21 protein-coding genes are annotated in these 19584 nt (G+C 54.2%); 4 read left to right on the top strand and 17 right to left on the bottom strand.

Translation table 11 applies throughout. The features are described 5' to 3' along the window. The first annotated feature begins 216 nt into the window (after positions 1–216). Positions 217–396 carry a YodC family protein gene (locus tag ACMGGR_RS12320; RefSeq protein ID WP_246758928.1) on the top strand — a complete coding sequence of 60 codons (180 nt, stop codon included), beginning with the start codon at positions 217–219 and terminating at the stop codon, positions 394–396. A gap of 108 nt (positions 397–504) precedes the next feature. After that, entirely contained in the window at positions 505–2151 is a 1647-nt protein-coding gene (gene dgcQ / locus ACMGGR_RS12315) for a cellulose biosynthesis regulator diguanylate cyclase DgcQ (protein ID WP_414146997.1), read from the top strand. Here dgcQ and ACMGGR_RS12310 read toward each other — a convergent pair. Then, on the bottom strand, positions 2148–3368 hold the full coding sequence (locus ACMGGR_RS12310; protein ID WP_246758931.1) for a glycosyl transferase: 1221 nt from the start codon (positions 3366–3368) through the stop codon (positions 2148–2150). The two genes, dgcQ and ACMGGR_RS12310, sit on opposite strands and share 4 nt — an antisense overlap. 38 nt (positions 3369–3406) lie before the next feature. Further along, a complete protein-coding gene (locus ACMGGR_RS12305; RefSeq protein ID WP_414146996.1) occupies positions 3407–4210 on the bottom strand; it encodes a mannosyl-3-phosphoglycerate phosphatase-related protein in 804 nt (267 codons plus the stop codon). A 625-nt stretch (positions 4211–4835) separates the two neighbouring features. Between ACMGGR_RS12305 and ACMGGR_RS12300 the strand changes: the two genes are divergently transcribed. After that, complete coding sequence (locus tag ACMGGR_RS12300; RefSeq protein ID WP_414146995.1) at positions 4836–4994, top strand: YqaE/Pmp3 family membrane protein; 159 nt, start codon at positions 4836–4838, stop codon at positions 4992–4994. Positions 4995–5040: 46 nt separating this feature from the next. Further along, the gene (dsrB, locus tag ACMGGR_RS12295; RefSeq protein ID WP_246758934.1) at positions 5041–5229 is read left to right on the top strand and encodes a protein DsrB; all 189 of its coding nucleotides are present in this window, start codon (positions 5041–5043) and stop codon (positions 5227–5229) included. A 91-nt stretch (positions 5230–5320) separates the two neighbouring features. On the opposite strand, the gene ACMGGR_RS12290 is transcribed toward dsrB, so the two are convergent. From ACMGGR_RS12290 to fliF, 15 genes are all read right to left on the bottom strand, one after another. Then, on the bottom strand, positions 5321–7012 hold the full coding sequence (locus tag ACMGGR_RS12290) for a methyl-accepting chemotaxis protein (protein ID WP_414146994.1): 1692 nt from the start codon (positions 7010–7012) through the stop codon (positions 5321–5323). A 152-nt stretch (positions 7013–7164) separates the two neighbouring features. Next, entirely contained in the window at positions 7165–7800 is a 636-nt protein-coding gene (rcsA, locus tag ACMGGR_RS12285) for a transcriptional regulator RcsA (protein WP_246758937.1), read from the bottom strand. A 642-nt stretch (positions 7801–8442) separates the two neighbouring features. Further along, positions 8443–9228, bottom strand: coding sequence for a flagellar biosynthetic protein FliR (gene fliR / locus ACMGGR_RS12280; RefSeq protein ID WP_246758939.1), 786 nt, complete (start codon positions 9226–9228; stop codon positions 8443–8445). Further along, a complete protein-coding gene (gene fliQ, locus ACMGGR_RS12275; protein ID WP_246758941.1) occupies positions 9229–9498 on the bottom strand; it encodes a flagellar biosynthesis protein FliQ in 270 nt (89 codons plus the stop codon). It lies immediately after the preceding gene. 81 nt (positions 9499–9579) lie between these two features. Then, positions 9580–10314 (bottom strand): flagellar type III secretion system pore protein FliP, encoded by a 735-nt coding sequence (fliP, locus tag ACMGGR_RS12270; RefSeq protein WP_246758942.1) that lies wholly within the window; start codon positions 10312–10314, stop codon positions 9580–9582. Beyond that, positions 10311–10691, bottom strand: coding sequence for a flagellar biosynthetic protein FliO (fliO, locus tag ACMGGR_RS12265; RefSeq protein ID WP_246759292.1), 381 nt, complete (start codon positions 10689–10691; stop codon positions 10311–10313). The genes fliP and fliO overlap by 4 nt, the downstream gene beginning before the upstream one ends. 233 nt (positions 10692–10924) lie before the next feature. Beyond that, on the bottom strand, positions 10925–11332 hold the full coding sequence (fliN, locus tag ACMGGR_RS12260; RefSeq protein WP_246758943.1) for a flagellar motor switch protein FliN: 408 nt from the start codon (positions 11330–11332) through the stop codon (positions 10925–10927). Next, entirely contained in the window at positions 11325–12332 is a 1008-nt protein-coding gene (gene fliM / locus ACMGGR_RS12255; protein WP_246758944.1) for a flagellar motor switch protein FliM, read from the bottom strand. Before fliM ends, fliN begins: the two co-directional genes overlap by 8 nt. A 6-nt stretch (positions 12333–12338) precedes the next feature. Next, a complete protein-coding gene (gene fliL, locus ACMGGR_RS12250; RefSeq protein ID WP_246758945.1) occupies positions 12339–12818 on the bottom strand; it encodes a flagellar basal body-associated protein FliL in 480 nt (159 codons plus the stop codon). Between the two features lie 143 nt (positions 12819–12961). Further along, complete coding sequence (locus tag ACMGGR_RS12245; protein WP_414146993.1) at positions 12962–14311, bottom strand: flagellar hook-length control protein FliK; 1350 nt, start codon at positions 14309–14311, stop codon at positions 12962–12964. Then, entirely contained in the window at positions 14308–14754 is a 447-nt protein-coding gene (gene fliJ, locus ACMGGR_RS12240; protein WP_246758947.1) for a flagellar export protein FliJ, read from the bottom strand. Before fliJ ends, ACMGGR_RS12245 begins: the two co-directional genes overlap by 4 nt. A gap of 9 nt (positions 14755–14763) precedes the next feature. Then, the gene (gene fliI, locus ACMGGR_RS12235; RefSeq protein WP_281434521.1) at positions 14764–16122 is read right to left on the bottom strand and encodes a flagellar protein export ATPase FliI; all 1359 of its coding nucleotides are present in this window, start codon (positions 16120–16122) and stop codon (positions 14764–14766) included. Next, entirely contained in the window at positions 16122–16826 is a 705-nt protein-coding gene (gene fliH, locus ACMGGR_RS12230; RefSeq protein ID WP_246758949.1) for a flagellar assembly protein FliH, read from the bottom strand. Before fliH ends, fliI begins: the two co-directional genes overlap by 1 nt. Continuing rightward, complete coding sequence (gene fliG, locus ACMGGR_RS12225) at positions 16819–17811, bottom strand: flagellar motor switch protein FliG (protein WP_246758951.1); 993 nt, start codon at positions 17809–17811, stop codon at positions 16819–16821. The genes fliH and fliG overlap by 8 nt, the downstream gene beginning before the upstream one ends. Continuing rightward, a complete protein-coding gene (gene fliF, locus ACMGGR_RS12220; RefSeq protein WP_246758953.1) occupies positions 17808–19526 on the bottom strand; it encodes a flagellar basal-body MS-ring/collar protein FliF in 1719 nt (572 codons plus the stop codon). The genes fliG and fliF overlap by 4 nt, the downstream gene beginning before the upstream one ends. Positions 19527–19584: the final 58 nt, after the last annotated feature.

The raw sequence follows: 19584 nt of genomic DNA, 5'->3' as shown, positions 1-19584 counted from the left end.
GAAACAATGGACTCGTTTGATATTCATACCACGCCACATATAGCAGCTCCTCACTTAAAGTTACCTGACAATACTTATTTCCTTTTTTTATTTTTCGCATTTTTAACTGCTTATTTATATTTAACAAAAGTTTTACCTACTGTTAACGGCGCAACGGACAATTGCCTGCTATACCTGAATTTCCCCCCAGAAAAGCATTTTGCATAAGGAGTAGGCATGATCCTGGTCAGTGAGGCGGTACAGCTTAAAGAAGGTGGTCCGGCGATGGTTGTCACCGGCCATGCCAGCGGCATGGTAGAGTGTCGCTGGTACGATGGGCACAGCGTCAGGCGTGAAGCCTTTCGGGAAGAGGAGCTTTGCGCCCTTAACGAGGAGCAAAACCAACTTGCCAGCTGAGCCGATAAACGGGACGAAAATTTTCGTCCTGTTTTCATTTACTTCCTGCAAATCCCTCAGGCACAACTAAACTGAAACATCGATTCTGCCATCAGGGAGCTTTGTTGCGTGAAGTTAGCTCAGGGTTTTTTTCATTCCCGCCCGCAAGCGGTGATTCACGCCTGTTTTCTGCTGGTCTTTCTCTTTTCCTCTTTTCTGACCTGGCGCGAGGCGGAGGTATTAAAAGATACCTATGAGCTTAACCAGCAGGCCAGCCTGAATATGCTTTCCGGCGAGCTGGATCGCCAGTTCCAGTTCAGCCTCGATCAGCTTCTCTTTTATCGCAATATGCTACAGCAGGTGATGCGCGCGCCGGCTGAAAGCAACGATATGCGCCTACAGCTGCAAAATTTTGCGCTGCTACGTCGCCAGCCGATCTGGCACCTTTATGCCAGCGCAACGCGCGACCTGCCGTTAACCGGGATTGCAGACAGCCAGCTGGCACGCTTTCCGCTACTAAAGCGGGACAATGAAAGAATGCGCAAAGAGCTGGTGGCGACGCTGGTGATGAGTCTGATCCTGCAACTCAACGATGCCGGCAAAGATTTCCATTCACGCCTCTGGTATCTCTCGCGTTCCGGGTTCTGGCTCAGCTCAACGCCCCTGCTGCACGACAATGAAACGCTCAGCCACTTCGAACAAAGCACTAAAGCGTTCTGGTTTACCTCGATGCGGCCAGAGATTAACCCGCTGCGGCAATCGCGCTGGAGCGGCCTCTATGCCACCGCCAGAGAGCGGGACGTGCTGACGCTGAGCCTGCCGCTGGATCTGGATGGCTACTGGTATGGCGTGCTGGCAATGGACTTCCCGGCTAACCGCATCAGTCAGCAGTTGCAGCAGGCGCTGCCGCAGCGCGCTAAGGGCAGCCTGCTGTTTTACAACACGCATTTCACCTTACTGGCCAGTACGGCAGGCAGTAAAACACTTGTCGAACAGTTTACGCCGACGCAGCTTCACCGGCTAACAAAGGCTATCTCCCTCGGCGGCCAGGGCACGCTGCGATTAGGCTTGCGTCACGTTAGCTGGGTAAAAACGCACAATGCCGAAGGCGTCCTGATTAAGATAGATACGCTACGTCAGGGGCTGGCCAGCGATACCGGAAGAGTAGCGCTGGCGCTGCTGGGCATGTGGCTGCTGTTTACCCTGGTGCTGCTGCTGTCGCATCAGGCCATTTTCCGTCTGGTCGGGCGCATGCTAAAGATGCAGGAAACTTTCCGCTGGCGCGCCAGTCATGACGGCCTGACGAAAATGCTTAACCGTACGGCATTTTTTGAGCAGGCGGAGGCGCTAATTCAGGAAAGCCGACAGCGGAATAGACCTTTCTCTGTCATCCAGCTGGATTTGGATCACTTCAAGCAGATTAATGACAATTATGGCCATGAAGCGGGCGATCGCGTGCTGTCCTACGCCGCTGCGGTGATCTATGAAACTATTGGCGAAGCAACGGCAGGGCGCGTGGGTGGCGAGGAATTTTGTATTGTGCTCTCGGCCAGCGCCAGCGAGGCGCGCGACATGGCCGAGCAGGTACGTCTGACGCTGGCCAGAAAACAGGTATTTGCCGGTAATTCTGCGTGGCTGCGGATTTCGGCGTCGCTGGGCGTCGCCTCCAGCCAGGAAACCGGCGAATACAATTTTGACAGCCTGCGCTCAATAGCCGATCGCAGGCTCTATCTGGCTAAAGCAACGGGTAGAAACCGCGTCTGCGACCGCGACTAAACGTTGCCTTCATTATCTTCTTCCACCGCCTTGTAAATCCGCTGCATAATATCGGGAAAAGCAGACTGCACGCGGCTCCAGCTGGGAATAAATGGTTTCTCATTGGGGCGTTCAATAAAGGACTGGCCCGCTTCCAGAATCGACTGGGTAAACATTTCGACCGCCGCTTCCTCCGCATGCTGGTCAAACCGTAGCCCGTTCATCGACGCTTCATGGCTATAAATTTCCATCATATCCAGCGCGTTACGGTAGTAGGTGGCTTTCAGCACGCGAAAAGAGTCGCTGGTCAGATTAACGCCCATCGTCGCCATCTTACGCAGTAAAGACTGCACGATATCGTTACTCATGCGCTTCAGCCCGCCGGTACCATCATCTTCAGCCAGAGGCTGATGCTTGTGATCGTAGTGATGGGCGATCTCGACCTGGCAACTCTGCCGCGTGGTGTAGTTGCGATAAATTTCCGAAAGCACGCCGATTTCCAGCCCCCAGTCGCCGGGGATTTTGATGTTATTCAGCACGTGCGTGCGCATCGCGAACTCGCCGGAAAGCGGATAGCGGAAGCTGGTTAAATAGTCGAGATATTCCGAATGGCCGTAAACCTTTTGCAGCGACCGCAGCAGTGGCCCAACCAGCAGGCGGCCAACGCGGCCGTTCAGTTTATTATCGGCCACGCGGGCGTAAAAGCCCTTACAAAACTCATACTGGAAAGCCGGATTGGCAAGCGGATAGAGCAACCGAGCCAGCATACCGCGTTCATAGGTGACGATATCGCAGTCGTGCAGCGCCACACAGCTTGACCGTTCAGACGCCAGCGTATAGCCGGTACAAAACCAGACGTTGCGGCCTTTTCCTGGCTGCGAAGGCGAAAGACCTTCTTTATCCAGCTCGGCGTCAATCGCCTTCAGGCGTGGGCCATCATTCCATAAAATTCGGTGACGCTGCGGCAGGCGGGAAAAAAATTCACGAGCGTGTAGAAACTGGTCACGGTCGGCACGATCCAGGCCAATCACGATCTCTTCAAGATAGGGGACTTTCGCCAGTTCATCGACGATATTGCCCAACGCCGGGCCTTCCAGTTCAGAAAAAAGGGAAGGCAGGATTAACCCCATTTTGCGGCGCTCGGCAAAATAAACCAGTTCTTTTTCCAGCTCCTCGACCGGACGTGCGGTGAGATTATGAAAATTGGTGATAACGCCGTTCTGGAAAAAATCACTCATCGCGTATTCCTTAAGGCTGGCCCGTCTGGCGGGCGGGTTTATTGCGTTATATAGTGCGTCAGGCCTTCGCTCCAGCCTTGCGGGCCAAAACCTGCGCTATAAAAGATATGCTCTTTATCCTGACGTTTTAGCTCAACGGCGTTTTTACTGTAGCCTTTGATCACCACGGCATAATCGACTTTATCCAGCATGGGCGCGTCGTTAGGGCCATCGCCAAGACCTATGGTTATCCAGCGGCCTTTTCCGGAGGCGGGATAATGCGTTAGTAGCCAGCTCAGCGCTGCGCCTTTACCGCGTCCCTGATTCATGACGTGCCAGAAGCGACCGCCCTGAACCAGCTCCAGTTCGTGTTTTGCCAGCGCCTGCTGAAAAAAGGTAAATTGCTCTGTCGTATCGCGCCAGATCAGGCTTTCCGAGCCTTCACGCGTTTTAGCAAGCGCTGCATCGTGCGGTGTCAGCCCTGTCCAGTCCGCCACCTCTTTCTCTGAAACATCCGCGAAGCCGGTAAATTTAAAACCGTGTTGCTCACGCAGCTGCGCGAGCGTGGCGCAAATCGCGGCATAATTTTTACCGCCCGGAAGAGAAGCCGTAGCGCTATTTTGCTGCTGCCATTTAACCACGGCACCGTTTTCGGCTATAAAAGGCGCGCCGGTGATGCCCAGCGAGCGCTGGAGAGGGACGATTTCAGCAGCGGTTTTACTGGAGCAAATTACCAGCGGTACCGCAGCGGACTGCAGGCGATCCAGCCAGGCCTGAGCGGGCTGCCAGCTGTAGGTATGGTGATCCAGCAGCGAACCATCCAAATCGGTAATGATCATAAGCGGGTCATGCAGCGCTGGCATCGTTATTTCTCCTTCTGTCCGAACGCGGTGCAGGATAATCAAGTATAGCGTTATCCGCCAGAGGCGAAGGGTGGGGCGCTGTTTAAACGAGACGGTTGTACCAGGATTAGTCTCAAAAAACAGAGAGAAATGAAGAGGGCGGGAAAAAGCAGTCGCTAACTTTTGACGCGGTTTCCGGGCGGTTTTATGAAGGGCAGAAGGTGGATAAATTCACAGGCGTTTTGCATCAGGCGGCGTGTTTAAGATTCTTCTTAAGAGCGGGTTCGGTCAGACTGTGCTTAGAGAGTTTTCTCTGTAACGAATTTTCCTTTCTTTCCCGGCTTCTGGCCGGGTTTTTTTTGCGCTTTTCAGCGCTATACCCCGGAAAAAAGACAAAAAAAAGCCCGCGCTGCGCGGGCAAAAATCCTTGTTACTTTTTAGGTTGACTGCGCCTTTGGGGTTGGTGCAGTGAGGACAGTGTAAGCCCTGTAGTTGTCAGAAGTCTCACTGTAAAACGTTAAAAAAGTGAAAATAACGCTTATTGATTACGTTGTTTTACACGCGCGCGCCGAGCGAAACGGCAAATTGCCGCTATAATCAATAAACGATTACAAAACAATCTGTTATCCGACGCTATGGAGGCATCATGGATTTTTTACGTATTATTATCGCTATTCTTCTGCCACCGCTGGGCGTATTTATGCAGGTAGGTTTTGGCGGCGCTTTTTGGCTAAACATCTTACTGACCCTGTGCGGCTATATTCCCGGTATCGTCCATGCCGTATGGATCATTGCCCGCCGTTAACGGCTACGCTATCTTAGCAATCTGGCGTGTTATCAGAGGAAATCAGATGAAGGTGAACGATCGGGTTACGGTAAAAACCGACGGCGGGCCGCGCAGAGCCGGAAAGGTGCTGGCGGTTGAAGACTTTAGCGAAGGCACTATGTATCTGGTCGCGCTGGAAGAGTATCCGCAGGGCATCTGGTTTTTTAATGAAACAGGGCATCGCGACGGCATTTTTGTTGAGCCGCAGCAGTAGTCAGCCATCCAGCAAAAGGGCGAATTTCTCGCCCTTTTTTATTGCCAGCTTAAAACCAACTCCTGTCGCCGTGCTTAGCGACAGGGATTAATCAAAAAGTTTCCCAGTTACCGGCTTCTGCCAGCGCGGGCTTTACTGCCGTTGGCCTGGCCTTAGATGCCGCTGGCCGAACGCTGTTTTGCACGCTGCCGCTCAGATGGAAAGCGGCTACGGCCTGAGTAAGATGGGAAGCCTGATCTTCCAGCGAAGAGGCGGCCACGGTTGCCTCTTTAACCAGCGATGCGTTTTGCTGAGTAGCGTTATCCATTTCCGATACGGCCAGGCTTATCTGCTGAATACCACGGCTTTGCTCATCTGAAGCAGAAGCGATCTCGGTCATGATGTTCGTCACGCCGCCCACGGCTTCGACGATATCCGTCATCTTTTCACCTGCGTTGCCTACCTGATATAAACCCTGTCCGACCAGGCTCACCGATTCGGCTATCAATCCTTCAATCTCTTTTGCCGCACCGGCGCTACGCTGCGCCAGGCTGCGTACTTCGCTGGCGACTACGGCAAAACCACGGCCCTGTTCACCAGCCCGCGCGGCCTCTACGGCGGCGTTAAGCGCCAGAATATTCGTTTGAAAAGCGATGCTGTTAATAACGGTGGTGATTTCAGCTATTTTCTTTGAGCTGGTAGAAATATTGTTCATGGTACTGATAACGCCGGAAACAATGTCGCCGCCCTGGCGAGCTTTGCCGGAGGCATCGTTAGCAAGCTGACTGGCAAAATGGGCGTTTTCCGCGTTCTGCTTCACCGTTGCGGTAAGCTGTTCCATGCTGGCAGCGGTTTCTTCCAGCGCGGCCGCCTGCCGATCCGTACGGGAAGAAAGATCGCTGTTGCCCGCCGAGATCTCCGTCGATCCCTGATAAATGGCCATTGCGCCCTCACGTACCGTGCCGACCGTTTTTTCCAGCGCCTGCTGCATGGTTTGCAGATGGCTGCCCAGCGTGCCGATTTCACTACGTCCCCAGCTTTGCGGCGTGGCGGTCAGGTCGCCGTGGGAAATACGCTCAATTCTGTCTACCGCATTGCGCAGCGGGGCGATAACGACGCGGCGCAGGAAAATAAAGGTTGCCAGCGTCAGCAATAGCGCGGCGGCAAAGGCGCTGGCCATCATGATAAAGCCCATACGCGTTTGCGCTTCTGCTCTGGCATTAATGGCGGTGGCGCGCTGGGTACGAATGGCAATTGCCTTTAGCAGCACGGCGTTATAAGCGTCATCCAGGTTACGAGTGACGTCCGTTTCCCGACTGAGCACGCTTTCAAAACTACCGGCCTGTGCATTCTTTATCATCGGTACCAGGCCCTGATTAAGGTAGGCCGTAAAGCGGGTAGTCAGTTCACCATCCAGCGCTTCATCCTCTGGCGTTTTAATCCGGCGATGCATATAGGCCTGAAAATTATCGGTAGCCAGCTTAATTCTGTTTTCAACCTGCTTAAGGTTTTTGTCAAACAGCTCCATATTACCCTCACGCACCGCTGCGCCAGCGTGGATAAGGTTAAGCCGGGCCGTGCGCATATGGTTGGAGCTATTGGAAATAGCCATGCGTACCTGAATTTCTTCGGTAATATCCTGAAGTGACCGGTTACTCTGGATCAGGTAATAGCTGGCAAGCCCAATACAAAGCGCGAACAAAAGCAGGATAGCGCCGAGAATCGCGCTAAAAAGAGGAACCAGACGCAAATGTTGCCAGAAACTGATGTGGGAATCGCCCACATTTTGGGAAAATGATTTCATACCCTTTCGCTCTTTGCTGGGGAAACGAAGCGGCAGGCCTCGCTCTGTTTACAAGACATCGGCAGAAAGTAAGGAAAGATTATGGGTGAAGTGTGATTTGGCTAACAGAAGTGAACAAAAAAGCCGACGGTGTCGTCGGCTTTTTTTTGTGCTTAGCGAACGTTAACGTAGATACCGCTGGTAACGTTATCGGTCAGGCGAACCACATGGTAAATAACCTGTTTGTTGTGTGTTTTAATCTTACGTTTAATATTGCCTTTGTGCGAAGAAACCGTCTTGGCCTTAATTTGCATCTTGTCCGATATTTGAATTGTATCGTGGCCAGACATCCACATTTTCAGCATGTTTGACTCGGTTTGGCTTAGCGTCAATGGATGAACATCGAAACCAGCGGAATAGCGAGGTGAAACATTTAGTTTTTTCTGGAAATAGGAAACCAGTAAATTATCAAGTGTCGCAGGCTTAATCGATTTTGACGTAATAATCAGGTTCTTACGAACGTAGAGGTATTCCTCAAAATGGATATTGGAGATAGCCATAAAGATAAAAAACAGTGTGTCAGGATGCTGTGTAATAATATCTCTGATGCGCTCACTGGCATCTGCTTCATAAATAAAACAATCTTCGTTAATAAACACGACGCCAGGTTGAACCTGTTGACATTTAATCTGTAGCTGATCGATATCGGTAACAGAAGTAATATATTTCTTTTTAACTCCCTTAACCGACATATAGTCAGTAAGGCCTAAGCGTGTGTAGCTGCATGAATCCATTATAATTGTTGGCATAACTGCGACCCTCACCAAATTGTTATTCGTTTAAACTAACGATGAATTACGCGTTGTGTAAGTTACGAGAGTAATATGTTCTGTTTTCAGTTTTATTATTTGTACTCAGCATTAACACTGTCAGTTTAGCGCTAATTTGATCGATCTATGCTTGAGATAACCGTTTAGTCCGGGCACATAATGCACAGCTACCAGGATAAAAACCGCTTCCAGGCCGAGTGCCTGACGGATGCAGACTGCATCCCTTTTGTGAACCACGCCACTATCGCGCAGAACGCAGAAAAACCTGATAGGACGATTCCTAAAAAACATTCACTACACGAATGAGTGCGTGACAAGCGGTGCTGACAATGCCGTAAAACGCGGTTTTATACAAGAAAAACTACAAAAAATAAAAACTTCAGTAAAAACAGTCCCTTTTGAAGCTCACTCTGTTTAACTTTCACGCAACATCCGAGCTGTTTCGTTAAACAAAATACGCGAAGTGGCTTTTAATAAGAATAATTTTCATTGAAGTCGGCAATTTATCAGATTTTCCTTAGGTTATTTCTGTGAAGCGTGGTTTGAAAAATGCACTAAAACATTCTATGCGCTTAACTATGCATCATTGGGTTGTCTTATAGGGTGGGGTAACACTTAAGTTTATCTGGCGGGAAGCTCATTAAGGATCTGCGAGAGTAAATCAAATACTTCACTAAACAGATGCTCGCAGAAGGGGGCGAGGAGCGGCATCATCAGACTCATAAAGACCAGACCGATTGATAAGGTGATGGGAAAGCCAATAGCAAATACCGACAGCTGAGGTGTAACACGGTTTAACAAACCCAGTGCCAGGTTAATGATGAGCAGCAGAGTTATCAAGGGTAGCGCTAATCGCATTCCATTAAGGAAAATCAAACTGGCTGCACGCGTTAGCGCCAGAAAAGCGTTGCCGTTGACTAAATCACCGCCAATCGGCAGCGTATGAAAGCTGTCTGCCACCATAGAAATTAACCAGAGATGACCGTTAAAGGATAAAAACAGCAACATCGCGAGCATATCCATAAAACGGGCCAGCACCGGCATATTCAGTCGGCTGGCAGGATCGAAGAAGGTGGCGAAGGAAATTCCCATTTGTAAACCAATCACTTCCCCGGCTGTTCTCACCGCCGCAAAAGCGAATTGCATCGTAAAACCTATAGCGACGCCTATAAGAATCTGCTGAATCAACAGCCACAGGCCTGAAAATGAGAACAAGGCGATGTTCACGGGCGGCAGCGTCGGGATCAGCACATAAGTGATCAGCAGGCCCAGACCCAGCTTTACTTTTTTGCTGATCGATTTTTCGCTCAGGATCGGCGCGGTCATGATTAACGCCAGCACGCGGGCGAGAGGCCAGAAAAGTTGGCCTACCCATAACACCAGCTGGCTGCTGTCGAAGTTAATCATTTAGCCGATCATGGTTGGCAGGTTGGTAAACAAGGTGCGCATGTAGTCCAGCACCAGGTTCAGCATCCACGGGCCAGCCACCACGATAGTGGCAACCACGGCGAGGACTTTAGGAATAAAAGAGAGCGTCTGCTCGTTGATCTGCGTCGCAGCCTGAATGAGGCTGATAAACAAACCGCTAAACAGGGCCGCCAGCAGCAGCGGAGCCGCCAGCAGCAGCGCGACGTGCAGCGCATCATGACCAATTGACATAACCGATTCAGGTGTCATCACGACTCCGGGAAATAATAGTGCTTTGGAATGTCGTCAGCGCAGGTTGTGCCGCGACACCGTTGTTTCGGGTTAGCCCGTTTATGAGTAAAAACTTTGCGCCAGCGAACTAATCAACAGCTGCCAGCCGTCTACCAGCACAAACAGCATGAGCTTAAAGGGCAACGCTATCGTCGCGGGCGGTACCATCATCATCCCCAGCGCCATCAGTACGCTGGCGACCACCAGGTCAATAATCAAAAAAGGAATAAAGACGGTAAAGCCAATCTGGAAAGCCGTTTTCAGTTCGCTGGTCACATAGGCCGGCAGCAAAATACGCATCGGCACGGCTTCCGGCCCCTGTAACGGCGGCGTATTAGCCAGGCGGGCAAACAGAGCCAGATCCGCTTCGCGCGTCTGGCGCAACATAAATTCCCGCAGCGGCTGCGCGCCTTTATCAATGGCATCCTGCATGCTCATCTTATCTTCGCTGAACGGCAGATAAGCGTCCTGATACATCTTGTCGAACACCGGACTCATAATAAAAAAGGTCAAAAACAGCGCCAGGCCAAGCAGTACCTGGTTTGGCGGGGCGGATGGCGTGCCCAGTGCGTTACGCAGCAGGCCAAACACGATGATGATGCGCGTGAAGCTGGTCATCATCAGCAAAATAGCGGGCAGAAAGGTCAGCGAGGTAATAAATACCAGCGTCTGTACCGGCAGCGACCAGCTCTGGCCGCCGTTTGCCGTTGGGCGGCTAATCAGGCCTGGCAGCTGGGCGTGAACTTCAGGGGCCAACAGCAACAGCAAGGCCAGCAGGGGAAAAATGCGTTTCATTTTGGTTTTCCAGCGCGTTTAATTAGCTCTAAAACCTGACGGAAATCGCGCGGCGGCGGCTCTTCCGGATTTTCCTGCGCCGTTGACGGCGGCAGGGTATGCAAATGGGTGATCTGCTGCGCCGTCACGCCCAGCACCAGCCGGGCATCTTCCACGTCAACAATCACTACGCGCTCGCGCTGTCCAACCTGACAGCTGGCGCTAACGGACAAACCGTGTTGTCCACGCTTGCCCGTTTTCGGCGTAAAGCCAAGGCGTTTGGCAAGCCAGGCGCAGGCCAGAATTAACAGAATAATCGCGGCCAGTACGCTGCTCACCTGGGCCAGCACCGAACCGGTAGAAACGGTCGGCTGTCCCACAGGCTGCTGTTGCATCATCGGTGAGTGGATAACCGACTGCTGGCCCGCATTGTTCTGCGTTTGGCTCGCAGACTGTTGCTGACCCGCATCGTTCTGCGTTTGGTTCGCAGACTGTTGCTGGCCCGCATTGTTCTGCGTTTGGCTCGCAGACTGTTGCTGACCCGCATCGTTCTGCGTTTGGCTCGCAGACTGTTGCTGGCCCGCATCGTTCTGCGGCTGTTCCGCTGACTGCTGTGCCTGGCTGCTACTCATTAGCGGCTCAGTCGACGCATACGCTCGGAAGGCGTAATAATGTCGGTGATGCGCACGCCATACTTATCTGCGACCACGACCACTTCGCCCTGGGCAATCAGATAACCGTTGATCAGAATATCCAGCGGCTCACCGGCCAGACCTTCCAGCGCCACCACTGAACCCTGCGTCAGGCGCAGCAGCTCCTTAATGGTCATCTTGGTACGGCCCAGTTCCACGGTCAGCTTGACCGGGATGTCCATAATCAGATCGATATCCTGCAGCGAACCGGCGATATCGTTGCTTTCCAGAGATTTAAACACCCCTTCAGACGCGCTGCTGGTAGTGTTTGACTGCTCGTTCAGCGCGTCAGCCCAAAGGTCGTCCGCAGAGAGGTCGTCAGCGGACGGCTTGTTGGTATCACTCATGGGGCTGTTCCTCATTCATCGAGTTCAAAATCGGGTTAATCAAATGTTCCACTCGCAGCGCGTACTGCCCGTTCATGGTGCCGTACTGGCTGGTCAGCACCGGCACGCCATCGACATGAGCGATAATGCGATCCGGTTTTTCTATCGGTAATACATCGCCGGGCTTCAGCGCCAGCAGGCGCGAAATCCGCATTGAGACGTCGGCAAAGTTGGCGATCAGCTCCAGTTCGGAGTGTTGCACCTGCTTAACCAGCGTCTCACGCCAGTTCTGATCTTCCTGACGCGAGTTCTCCAGCGGCGGATTCACCAGCGTTTCGCGCAGCGGTTCAATCATGCTGAACGGAATACAGATATTGAACTCGCCGACCAGGTTGCCTATCTCCACCTGAAACGGCGTGGTAATCACGATATCGTTAGGTGAAGTTGTAATATTAGTAAATTTTACCTGCATCTCGGAGCGAACATACTCCACATCCAGCGGATAAATCGGTTTCCACGCCTCGCTGTACCCCTCAAGCGCCAGCTTCAGCATCTTGCGGATCACGCGCTGTTCGGTAGCGGTAAACTCGCGGCCTTCCACCTTGGTAGGGAAACGACCGTCGCCGCCAAACAGGTTATCCACGGCGATAAACACCAGGCTTGGCGAGAACACCACCAGCGCGGTGCCGCGCAGCGGCTTCAGATGAATCAGGTTCAGGTTCGTCGGGACCGGCAGGTTGCGAGCAAATTCATGGTAAGGCTGAATTTTAATCGCACCAACCGTGATATCCGGGCTACGGCGCAGCAGGTTAAACAGCGCCATCCTGTAAGAACGCGCAAAGCGTTCGTTAATGATCTCCAGCGCCTGCAGACGTTCGCGCACCATGCGACGCTGGGTATTGGGATCGTAAGGACGAATATCACTGTCGCCCGCACTGCTGACGTTCTCTTCTGCCGCGCTGTCGCTGTCGCCGTTGAGCAGCGCGTCGATTTCCGCCTGTGAAAGAATGCTGTCGCCCATTTTGTCTTACCTCAGGATAAAGGCGGTGAACAGAACGTCAGTCACCTTTTGCGGAGGTTGTCCCGGCACCAGCGGCGGTGCAAGTACGGCTTTAATCTGTTTCACCAGCTCCTGCTTGCCTTGCTCGTTGCCAAGCGCGGCGGCGTTCTGGTTAGAGAGCAGCATCAGCAGACGGCTGCGCACTTCCGGCAGATAGTCGTTGATGCGCTGGCTGGTTTCCTGGTCTGGCAAACGCAGCGTGAATCCAACATACAAAACGCGGTCAGGATCGTTATCCGGATTAATCAGGTTAACGGTAAAAGTATCCAGCGCGAAAAAGACCGGCGCGGGCGGTGGCGTTGGCTTGGCAGCTTCCGCCTTATCGGCAGGTCCGTGCATTTTATGCCAGACCAGATAACCTCCGACGCCACAAGCGGCTACAACGATCAGCGCTATGAGGATAATCAAAAGTTTACGTTTGCCGCTTTTGGCTTTCTTCTCAGTCATACTGGCGATAATTCCTGTGAGTATTTTCGGAAGCAATCTAATCCGCTCCCTGACGACGTTATGGGCAGATTATCCCGCATCGGTTGCCAAACAATAGGGCGAAAAGACGCGGGTTTTGCCGTTAGCTTTTGCGTTTGTGGCCGTCAGGCGAAAATATCAACAGCGCCGTTACCGGCTGCACGCGACTGCAGCGAGGCAGGAACGGCAATTGGCGTCACATCGTCATTGTCAGTCGTCAGGCTAAAAGTATTGCCACGGCTGTTATTACGCTGCTGATCCTGCTGGCCGCTAAAGCTCTGGCCTTGCTGGAACGCGTCGCTGCTGACGTTGGTCTGGCCCAGGTTAATGCCGTTCTGCGCCAGCGCTTCTTTTAGCTGCGGCATGGCGGCTTCCAGCGCGGCACGAACCTGGCTGTGGTTCGATACCATGCTCAGCTGCGCCTGATCGCTGTCCAGCTTAAGGCTTATTTGTATACTGCCCAGATCTTGCGGATGCAGATGCAGCTCGGCGGTCTGCTGACCGTTACGGCTGAACATCACAATCTGCTGGCCCAGCGCCTGCTGCCATTCCGGACTGCCCAGCTGTGAACTCAGCTGTGGCGCGGCCGGAGCCGTGACCAGCGAGCTGGCTGCTGGCGTCACCGCGGCAGAAGCTGCACTAATAACATTAGTGGTTATCGTCGATTGTGTGGCAGAACTTGAGTTTTCTTTATCATTATCCTTGCTCACCTGACCTAAAACCTGCTGGAAAGCGCTGGTCAGCGTAGCCGTATTGGCATCGGTTTTTTGCGCGGTAGCGGCGGTTGAGGTCGTCAACACAGTGCTGCTGCCGGGCTGGCTATTTTTATCACTGCCTTTCACTGATTCATCAGCGCTGGCCGTGGTTGCCTTAGCGTTTGATAAGAGCGAAGCGAGTGTCGCGTTCGCATTGCTGCCCTTAATGCCGCCGTCGGCCAGCGTATCGCTGCCTTTAGCCGCTGTGGCGGTCGCTGCTGGCTGCGCCTGTGCCTGCGGCAGCATGGCAAACAGCGCCTGTAGCGCCTGCATATCGTTATTGCTTAGCGTAGTCGTTGCGGTAGCGGCGGTGCCTTCGCTGCTTTCGCTGGTATCGGTCAACTCGCTATCTTTACTTTGCGTACCGGCTTTGGTGGGCTGTAGCAACGCATTCAGCGTTTCGGGCTTGTCCAGCGCGGCCAGCAGTGCGTTAAGCTTCGCTTTTGGCGATGAGGTATCTTTGTCGTCCGTGCTGGCGGCAGTGGCGGCGGTCGTGCTGGCAGGCAGGGCAGCGGTTTGCCCCTGCTGCGCCAGCGTCAACAGCTTGTTGCCAAGCAGCGTCAGAAAACCCGCGCTACCGGTTTCAGCCGCTGTTCCCGTCGCAGCGATGCCGGAATCCGTACCGATATCGGTAGCATCCGTAGCGCTTGCGGTAGTCGTGGCAGCAGACGTCGCTTTGGTAGCGTTAGTGGCGTTGGTAACCAGTGGCAAAGTGATCATTCACCTTTCCTCAATGATGCCCGTTGGGCAAATTCATCCATCCGTTTCTGATCGAGACGGTTTTCTTGTAGTAATGCGGTCGCTGCCGCGCGGGCCTGCAGGGTTTCATAAGCATGAAGCCGCTGCTGCTTTTCGCGCCACAGACGCAATGCGTTCTCTACGCGGCCGTTCCAGTGCGCCAGCTGCTGGCGGTGCTGGTCGATCGCCTTTTCCAGCGTTTCGATAAACTGGTGATAGTTGTACCAGCGCGTACTGTTGATGCCTTCCGCCATGGTGTTGTTCAGCGTTTTGCGATACTCATCCTGATAATTCAGCAGCATGGTCAGCTGTTCATCGGCCTGTTTCTGGCCGCGACGAACGTCACCAAGCTGGATGGCGGCTTTTTCCAGATCTTTCTGCGCCAGGCCGCACAGGGTTTCGATAGGCGATGCGTGTTTTGCCATGATTCAGCCTTAACCGAAAATCGCCTGCAGATGCAGACAGGCGTCGTCAAAAGTACTGCGCTCAAACATGCCCTGCTGCAGGAAAGTTTCTAGCTCGGGATAGAGTTTGATCGCCTTATCCAGCATGGGATCGCTACCGGCTGCATAGGCCCCCACGCTGACCAGGTCACGGTTGCGTTGGTAGCTGGAAAGCAGCTGTTTGAACTGGCGTACCCGCGCGTAGTGCGTGTCGTCAATCAGATGCGACATCACGCGGCTGATTGAAGCTTCAATATCTATTGCCGGATAGTGGCCCGATTCCGCCAGGCGACGCGACAGCACGATATGGCCGTCGAGGATGGCGCGCGCGGAGTCCGCAATCGGGTCCTGCTGGTCGTCGCCTTCGGTCAGGACGGTATAAAACGCGGTAATCGAACCGCCGCCGTCGATACCGTTACCGGCACGCTCTACCAGCGCAGGCAGCTTGGCGAAAACGGAAGGCGGATAGCCTTTGGTCGCCGGTGGTTCGCCAATCGCCAGCGCGATTTCACGCTGCGCCATCGCATAACGGGTCAGCGAGTCCATAATCAGCAGCACGTGCTGGCCACGGTCGCGAAAATCTTCTGCGATACGGGTAGCGTAAGCGGCACCCTGCATACGCAGTAAAGGAGAGACATCCGCAGGCGCGGCGATAACAACTGAACGCGCACGGCCTTCGGTGCCCAGGATATTTTCGATAAAGTCTTTTACTTCGCGGCCACGTTCGCCAATCAAACCAACCACAATCACGTCGGCTTTGGTGTAGCGGGCCATCATGCCCAACAGCACGCTTTTACCCACGCCAGAACCGGCGAACAGGCCCATACGCTGGCCGCGACCGACCGTCAGCAGGGCATTAATTGCCCGCACGCCGGTGTCCAGCACATCGGTAATTGGCGTACGCTGTAACGGGTTAAACGGTGGCGTGATCAGCGGCGCACGGTAGCCGGTTTCCGGTGCAGGCAACCCATCCAGCGGACGACCGCTGCCGTCCAGCACGCGGCCCAGCAGTTCCGGGCCAAGCATCAGCTGTTTACCGCTGTGCTCGCCGGTGGCGCGTGCATAAACGCGTGCGCCAGGCAAAATGCCTTCTACTTCTTCCAGCGGCATCAGGAACAGTTTCTGGCCGTTGAAGCCGACCACTTCGCTTTCCACTTCGTTAATGCCGTTGCCGTCCACTCGTTCAATCACGCAGGTTGCGCCCAGCGGCAGTTGCAGTCCGGTCGCTTCCAGCACCAGGCCGGTTGCGCGGGTCAGGCGGCCATAGCGGCGCACTTCCGGCAGGGTTGCCATGCGTTGTTCAAAAGAGTCAAGCGCGCCAAGCCAGCGCGATAAACGAGTGGTCGTCATTACAGTTCTCCCGGTGCAGCCAGGCGGCAAAGTTCGTGCCAGCGCGTTGCGATGCTGGCGTCAAGGTCGCCATCTTCGGCGCTGACTTTGCAGCCGCCGGGATGGATAGTGCTGTCTGCCAGCAGACGCCAGCCGTGCAGGCTAAGCGTTGCGCCCAGCGTCTGCTCAACGCGTTGCAGATCGTCAGGATGCACGCGCAGCGTCGGTTTGCCGCTAAACATCGGCTCCTGCTGGATCATGCCCTGAATCTGGCGGAGCAGGGCGGTGCCGTCAACGTGCGGCGCCTGGCCAATTACCTGGCGAGCGGCCTCCAGCGCCAGCTGCATCAGACGAGCGGCGATAACGCTGTCCAGCGCTTCCAGCGTATGGGAGAACTCGGACACCAGTTGCTGCATGCGCGCCTGAAGCGGAGCCTGCTGCTGCTGCGCTTCCGCCAGCCCTTGTTGAAAACCAGCGTCAAAACCGGCGCGCTGTCCTTCGTTAAAACCCTGCTGGTGGCCTTCGGCGTAACCCTGTCCCTGTGCTTCGCTGCGTGCCTGGTTCTGCATCTGCTCCAGTTCAAACTGCTGCTGGCTGAACGGATCGTCAGACGGTTCTGTCTGAACGATTTCCGGCTCGTCGAAGGAGGCCATCAGCGGCTTGTTTGGCTGCCCAAGATCGTTGGGCTGCCAGAGCCGCCAGGGCAGCGAAGATTTATCAGACATATTGTTCCTCGCCGCCGCCGATTACCATCTCGCCACTTTCCGCCAGGCGACGAACGATAAGCAGGATTGCTTTCTGTTCTGTTTCCACCGCCGACATACGCATCGGGCCACGGTTTGCCAGGTCGTCGCGCAGGATATCTGCCGCACGCGCCGACATGTTGCGCAGGAACTTCTCGCGCAGCGGCTGTTCGGAGCCTTTCAGCGCCACCAGCAGCGATTCCGATTCCACTTCCTGGAGCAGACGCTGGATACTGCGGTCGTCGACTTCCACCAGGTTTTCGAACAGGAACATCTCGTCGATGATTTTCTGGGCCAGCTCGCCGTCGAACTCGCGAACCGCTTCGATAACTGCTTCTTCCTGCTGCGTTTTCATCAGGTTGATGATTTCCGCTGCGGTTCTTACGCCGCCCATCTTCGCACGCTTGAGGTTCTGACCATCCAGCAGGCCGTTCAGTACTTCGGTCAGCTCGGCCAGCGCCGCTGGCTGTACGCCGCCGAAGGTGGCGATACGCAGCATCACATCGTGACGCAGACGCTCGTCGAACTGCGCCAGAATATCGGCCGCCTGCGAACGCTTCAGGTGCACCAGGATGGTTGCGATGATCTGCGGATGTTCGTCGCGGATCAGGTCGGCAGCCGCCTGAGGCTCCATAAAGTTGAGCGTTTCCATACCCGTGGTGGTTTCGCGGGTTTCCAGAATGTCTTCCAGCAGGCTGGAGGCGCGCTCTTCGCCCAGCGCTTTAACCAGTACGGAGCGCAGGTAGTCGTTTGAGTTGACGTTCAGCGCTGCGAACTGCTCGGCGTCTGTCTCAAACTCGCGCAGCACTTCGGTCAGCTGCTTGTGTGATACCTGACGCATATTTGAAATCGCGGCGCTCAGGTGTTGTACTTCGCGGGTACCAAGGTGTTTAAACACCTCGGCCGCGCGGTCTTCGCCAATCGTCATCATCAGAATGGCGCTTTTTTCGGTACCGGTGAGACTCATAGTTCGTCCTTCATCCACTGGCGAATGACCAGAGCCACCACGCGTGGGTCGTTTTCCGACATCTCACGAATACGCTGGCTCATTACCTCAGCACTCATGCGGTGCTGAGACTTACGTTCCTGGTCAAGCTCGTCTTTTGACAGCTTAACGGAGACGGCTTCGTTGTCGTCGCTGCCTGCTCTTGCCTGGCTAGCGGCTTCCACCATCGCTTTTTCCTGTGCCGCTTTACGTGCAAGCTGTGGACGAACCAGCTTGCGGTAAAGGATCCAGGCCACAATCAGTACCAGCAACCAGCGTCCTGCTTCCATCATCTGGTCGATGAAGGACTGCTGCTGCCAGAATGGCAGGTCGCCACCGGTTTCGGCCGTCTCGTTGAATGGTGAGTTAACAACATTCAGCGTATCGCCGCGCTGCTCTGAATAGCCCATCGCTTCACGCGTCAGGTTATCAATCTGCTTCAGCTGTGCATCGGTCAGCGCTATCGGCTTACCGGCCGCGTCGGTTTTGTAGTTCACCACAACCGCTACTGACAGACGCTGTACTTCACCTACATTCATCTTGGTATGCAGGATGGTGCGATCTACTTCATAGTTCGTGGTGTCATCATTACGGCTGCTTGATGGCCCCGTTTTCGCCGTGCTCGTGTTCTGGTTAGCGTTAGCGTTGTTAGCCGCTGCGCCGTTAGCACCGTTAGCACCGTTAGCATTATTGTTTGCTGCTGGCGTCGTTACCGGCGCGCTATTGGCTGGAGCTGGCTGGTTAGAGAGTGCACCAGGCACGCCGCCGTTCTGTCCGCCATTTTGTTCACTGTTGCTGCTCTGACGTGAACGAATCGCCTGTTTAGTCGGGTCGCTGTTCGGCTGATACTTCTCGTCAGTCTGCTCACGAGCGTTGAAATCAATCTGCGCCGTAACCTGAGCATGTACGTTACCGTTACCCACAATCGGGTTCAGAATCGCTTCGATACGCTGCTGGAAGCGAGCTTCAACATCGCTGGCATATTTCAGCTGGGCATCGTTAAGGTCGCGGTCTGCATTATCGGACTGGGTCAACAGGTGACCGGCCTGATCGATAACGGTGACGTTGCCCGGTGGTAAACCAGCAACGCTGCTGGAAACCATATGCACGATGGCGCTAATTTGTCCCTGATCCAGCGCGCGGCCAGGCTGCAGGGTTAAGGTTACCGACGCCGTTGGCGCTTTCTGTTCACGTACGAACAGCGACGGTTTTGGCATGGCGAGATGAACGCGAACGTTTTTCACCGGGCCTAATGTTTCAATAGTGCGTGACAGCTCGCCTTCCAGCGCGCGCTGGTAGTTAACCTGCTCGCTGAACTGGCTGATGCCGAACTTTTCCTGATCCAGTAGCTCAAAACCGACCGCGCCACCTTTCGGCAGGCCCTGCTGGGCAAGACGCAGGCGCAGCTCGTGCACTTTCTCTGCGGGTACCATCAGCGCGCCGCCTTTATCATCAAACTGATAAGGCACGTTCATCTGGGTTAGCTGAGTGATGATGGCGCCGCCATCTTCATCGCTAAGGTTGTTGTAGAGCACGCGATATTCAGGCTGTTTAGCCCACAGCACCATAGCGATAATAATGGCAACGGCAGCCGCCGCAGCGATGATAATCGGGATGCGAGGATTTGCCTTTAAACGAGCGAAAAGATCGTTCAGACCTTTCTTCTCTGGTTGATCCTGCGTGACAGTTGCATTCATGACTCTTTCCCGCCTGACAGTTGACCGGACTGTTTCGTGTAGTGTCGTAACAAATCTG

Source organism: Erwinia sp. BNK-24-b, from assembly GCF_047456155.1.
Taxonomy (GTDB): domain Bacteria; phylum Pseudomonadota; class Gammaproteobacteria; order Enterobacterales; family Enterobacteriaceae; genus Erwinia; species Erwinia phyllosphaerae.
This window is presented reverse-complemented; position numbering and strand designations above follow the sequence as displayed.

Excerpts from the sequence above, each read along its gene's own strand:
- ACMGGR_RS12320 (WP_246758928.1), top strand. The coding sequence starts at position 217 with ATGATCCTGGTCAGTGAGGCGGTACAGCTTAAAGAAGGTGGTCCGGCG.
- ACMGGR_RS12310 (WP_246758931.1), bottom strand. The coding sequence starts at position 3,368 with ATGAGTGATTTTTTCCAGAACGGCGTTATCACCAATTTTCATAATCTC.
- ACMGGR_RS12305 (WP_414146996.1), bottom strand. The coding sequence starts at position 4,210 with ATGCCAGCGCTGCATGACCCGCTTATGATCATTACCGATTTGGATGGT.
- ACMGGR_RS12300 (WP_414146995.1), top strand. The coding sequence starts at position 4,836 with ATGGATTTTTTACGTATTATTATCGCTATTCTTCTGCCACCGCTGGGC.
- dsrB (WP_246758934.1), top strand. The coding sequence starts at position 5,041 with ATGAAGGTGAACGATCGGGTTACGGTAAAAACCGACGGCGGGCCGCGC.
- ACMGGR_RS12290 (WP_414146994.1), bottom strand. The coding sequence starts at position 7,012 with ATGAAATCATTTTCCCAAAATGTGGGCGATTCCCACATCAGTTTCTGG.
- rcsA (WP_246758937.1), bottom strand. The coding sequence starts at position 7,800 with ATGCCAACAATTATAATGGATTCATGCAGCTACACACGCTTAGGCCTT.
- fliR (WP_246758939.1), bottom strand. The coding sequence starts at position 9,228 with ATGATTAACTTCGACAGCAGCCAGCTGGTGTTATGGGTAGGCCAACTT.
- fliQ (WP_246758941.1), bottom strand. The coding sequence starts at position 9,498 with ATGACACCTGAATCGGTTATGTCAATTGGTCATGATGCGCTGCACGTC.
- fliP (WP_246758942.1), bottom strand. The coding sequence starts at position 10,314 with ATGAAACGCATTTTTCCCCTGCTGGCCTTGCTGTTGCTGTTGGCCCCT.
- fliO (WP_246759292.1), bottom strand. The coding sequence starts at position 10,691 with ATGATGCAACAGCAGCCTGTGGGACAGCCGACCGTTTCTACCGGTTCG.
- fliN (WP_246758943.1), bottom strand. The coding sequence starts at position 11,332 with ATGAGTGATACCAACAAGCCGTCCGCTGACGACCTCTCTGCGGACGAC.
- fliM (WP_246758944.1), bottom strand. The coding sequence starts at position 12,332 with ATGGGCGACAGCATTCTTTCACAGGCGGAAATCGACGCGCTGCTCAAC.
- fliL (WP_246758945.1), bottom strand. The coding sequence starts at position 12,818 with ATGACTGAGAAGAAAGCCAAAAGCGGCAAACGTAAACTTTTGATTATC.
- ACMGGR_RS12245 (WP_414146993.1), bottom strand. The coding sequence starts at position 14,311 with ATGATCACTTTGCCACTGGTTACCAACGCCACTAACGCTACCAAAGCG.
- fliJ (WP_246758947.1), bottom strand. The coding sequence starts at position 14,754 with ATGGCAAAACACGCATCGCCTATCGAAACCCTGTGCGGCCTGGCGCAG.
- fliI (WP_281434521.1), bottom strand. The coding sequence starts at position 16,122 with ATGACGACCACTCGTTTATCGCGCTGGCTTGGCGCGCTTGACTCTTTT.
- fliH (WP_246758949.1), bottom strand. The coding sequence starts at position 16,826 with ATGTCTGATAAATCTTCGCTGCCCTGGCGGCTCTGGCAGCCCAACGAT.
- fliG (WP_246758951.1), bottom strand. The coding sequence starts at position 17,811 with ATGAGTCTCACCGGTACCGAAAAAAGCGCCATTCTGATGATGACGATT.
- fliF (WP_246758953.1), bottom strand. The coding sequence starts at position 19,526 with ATGAATGCAACTGTCACGCAGGATCAACCAGAGAAGAAAGGTCTGAAC.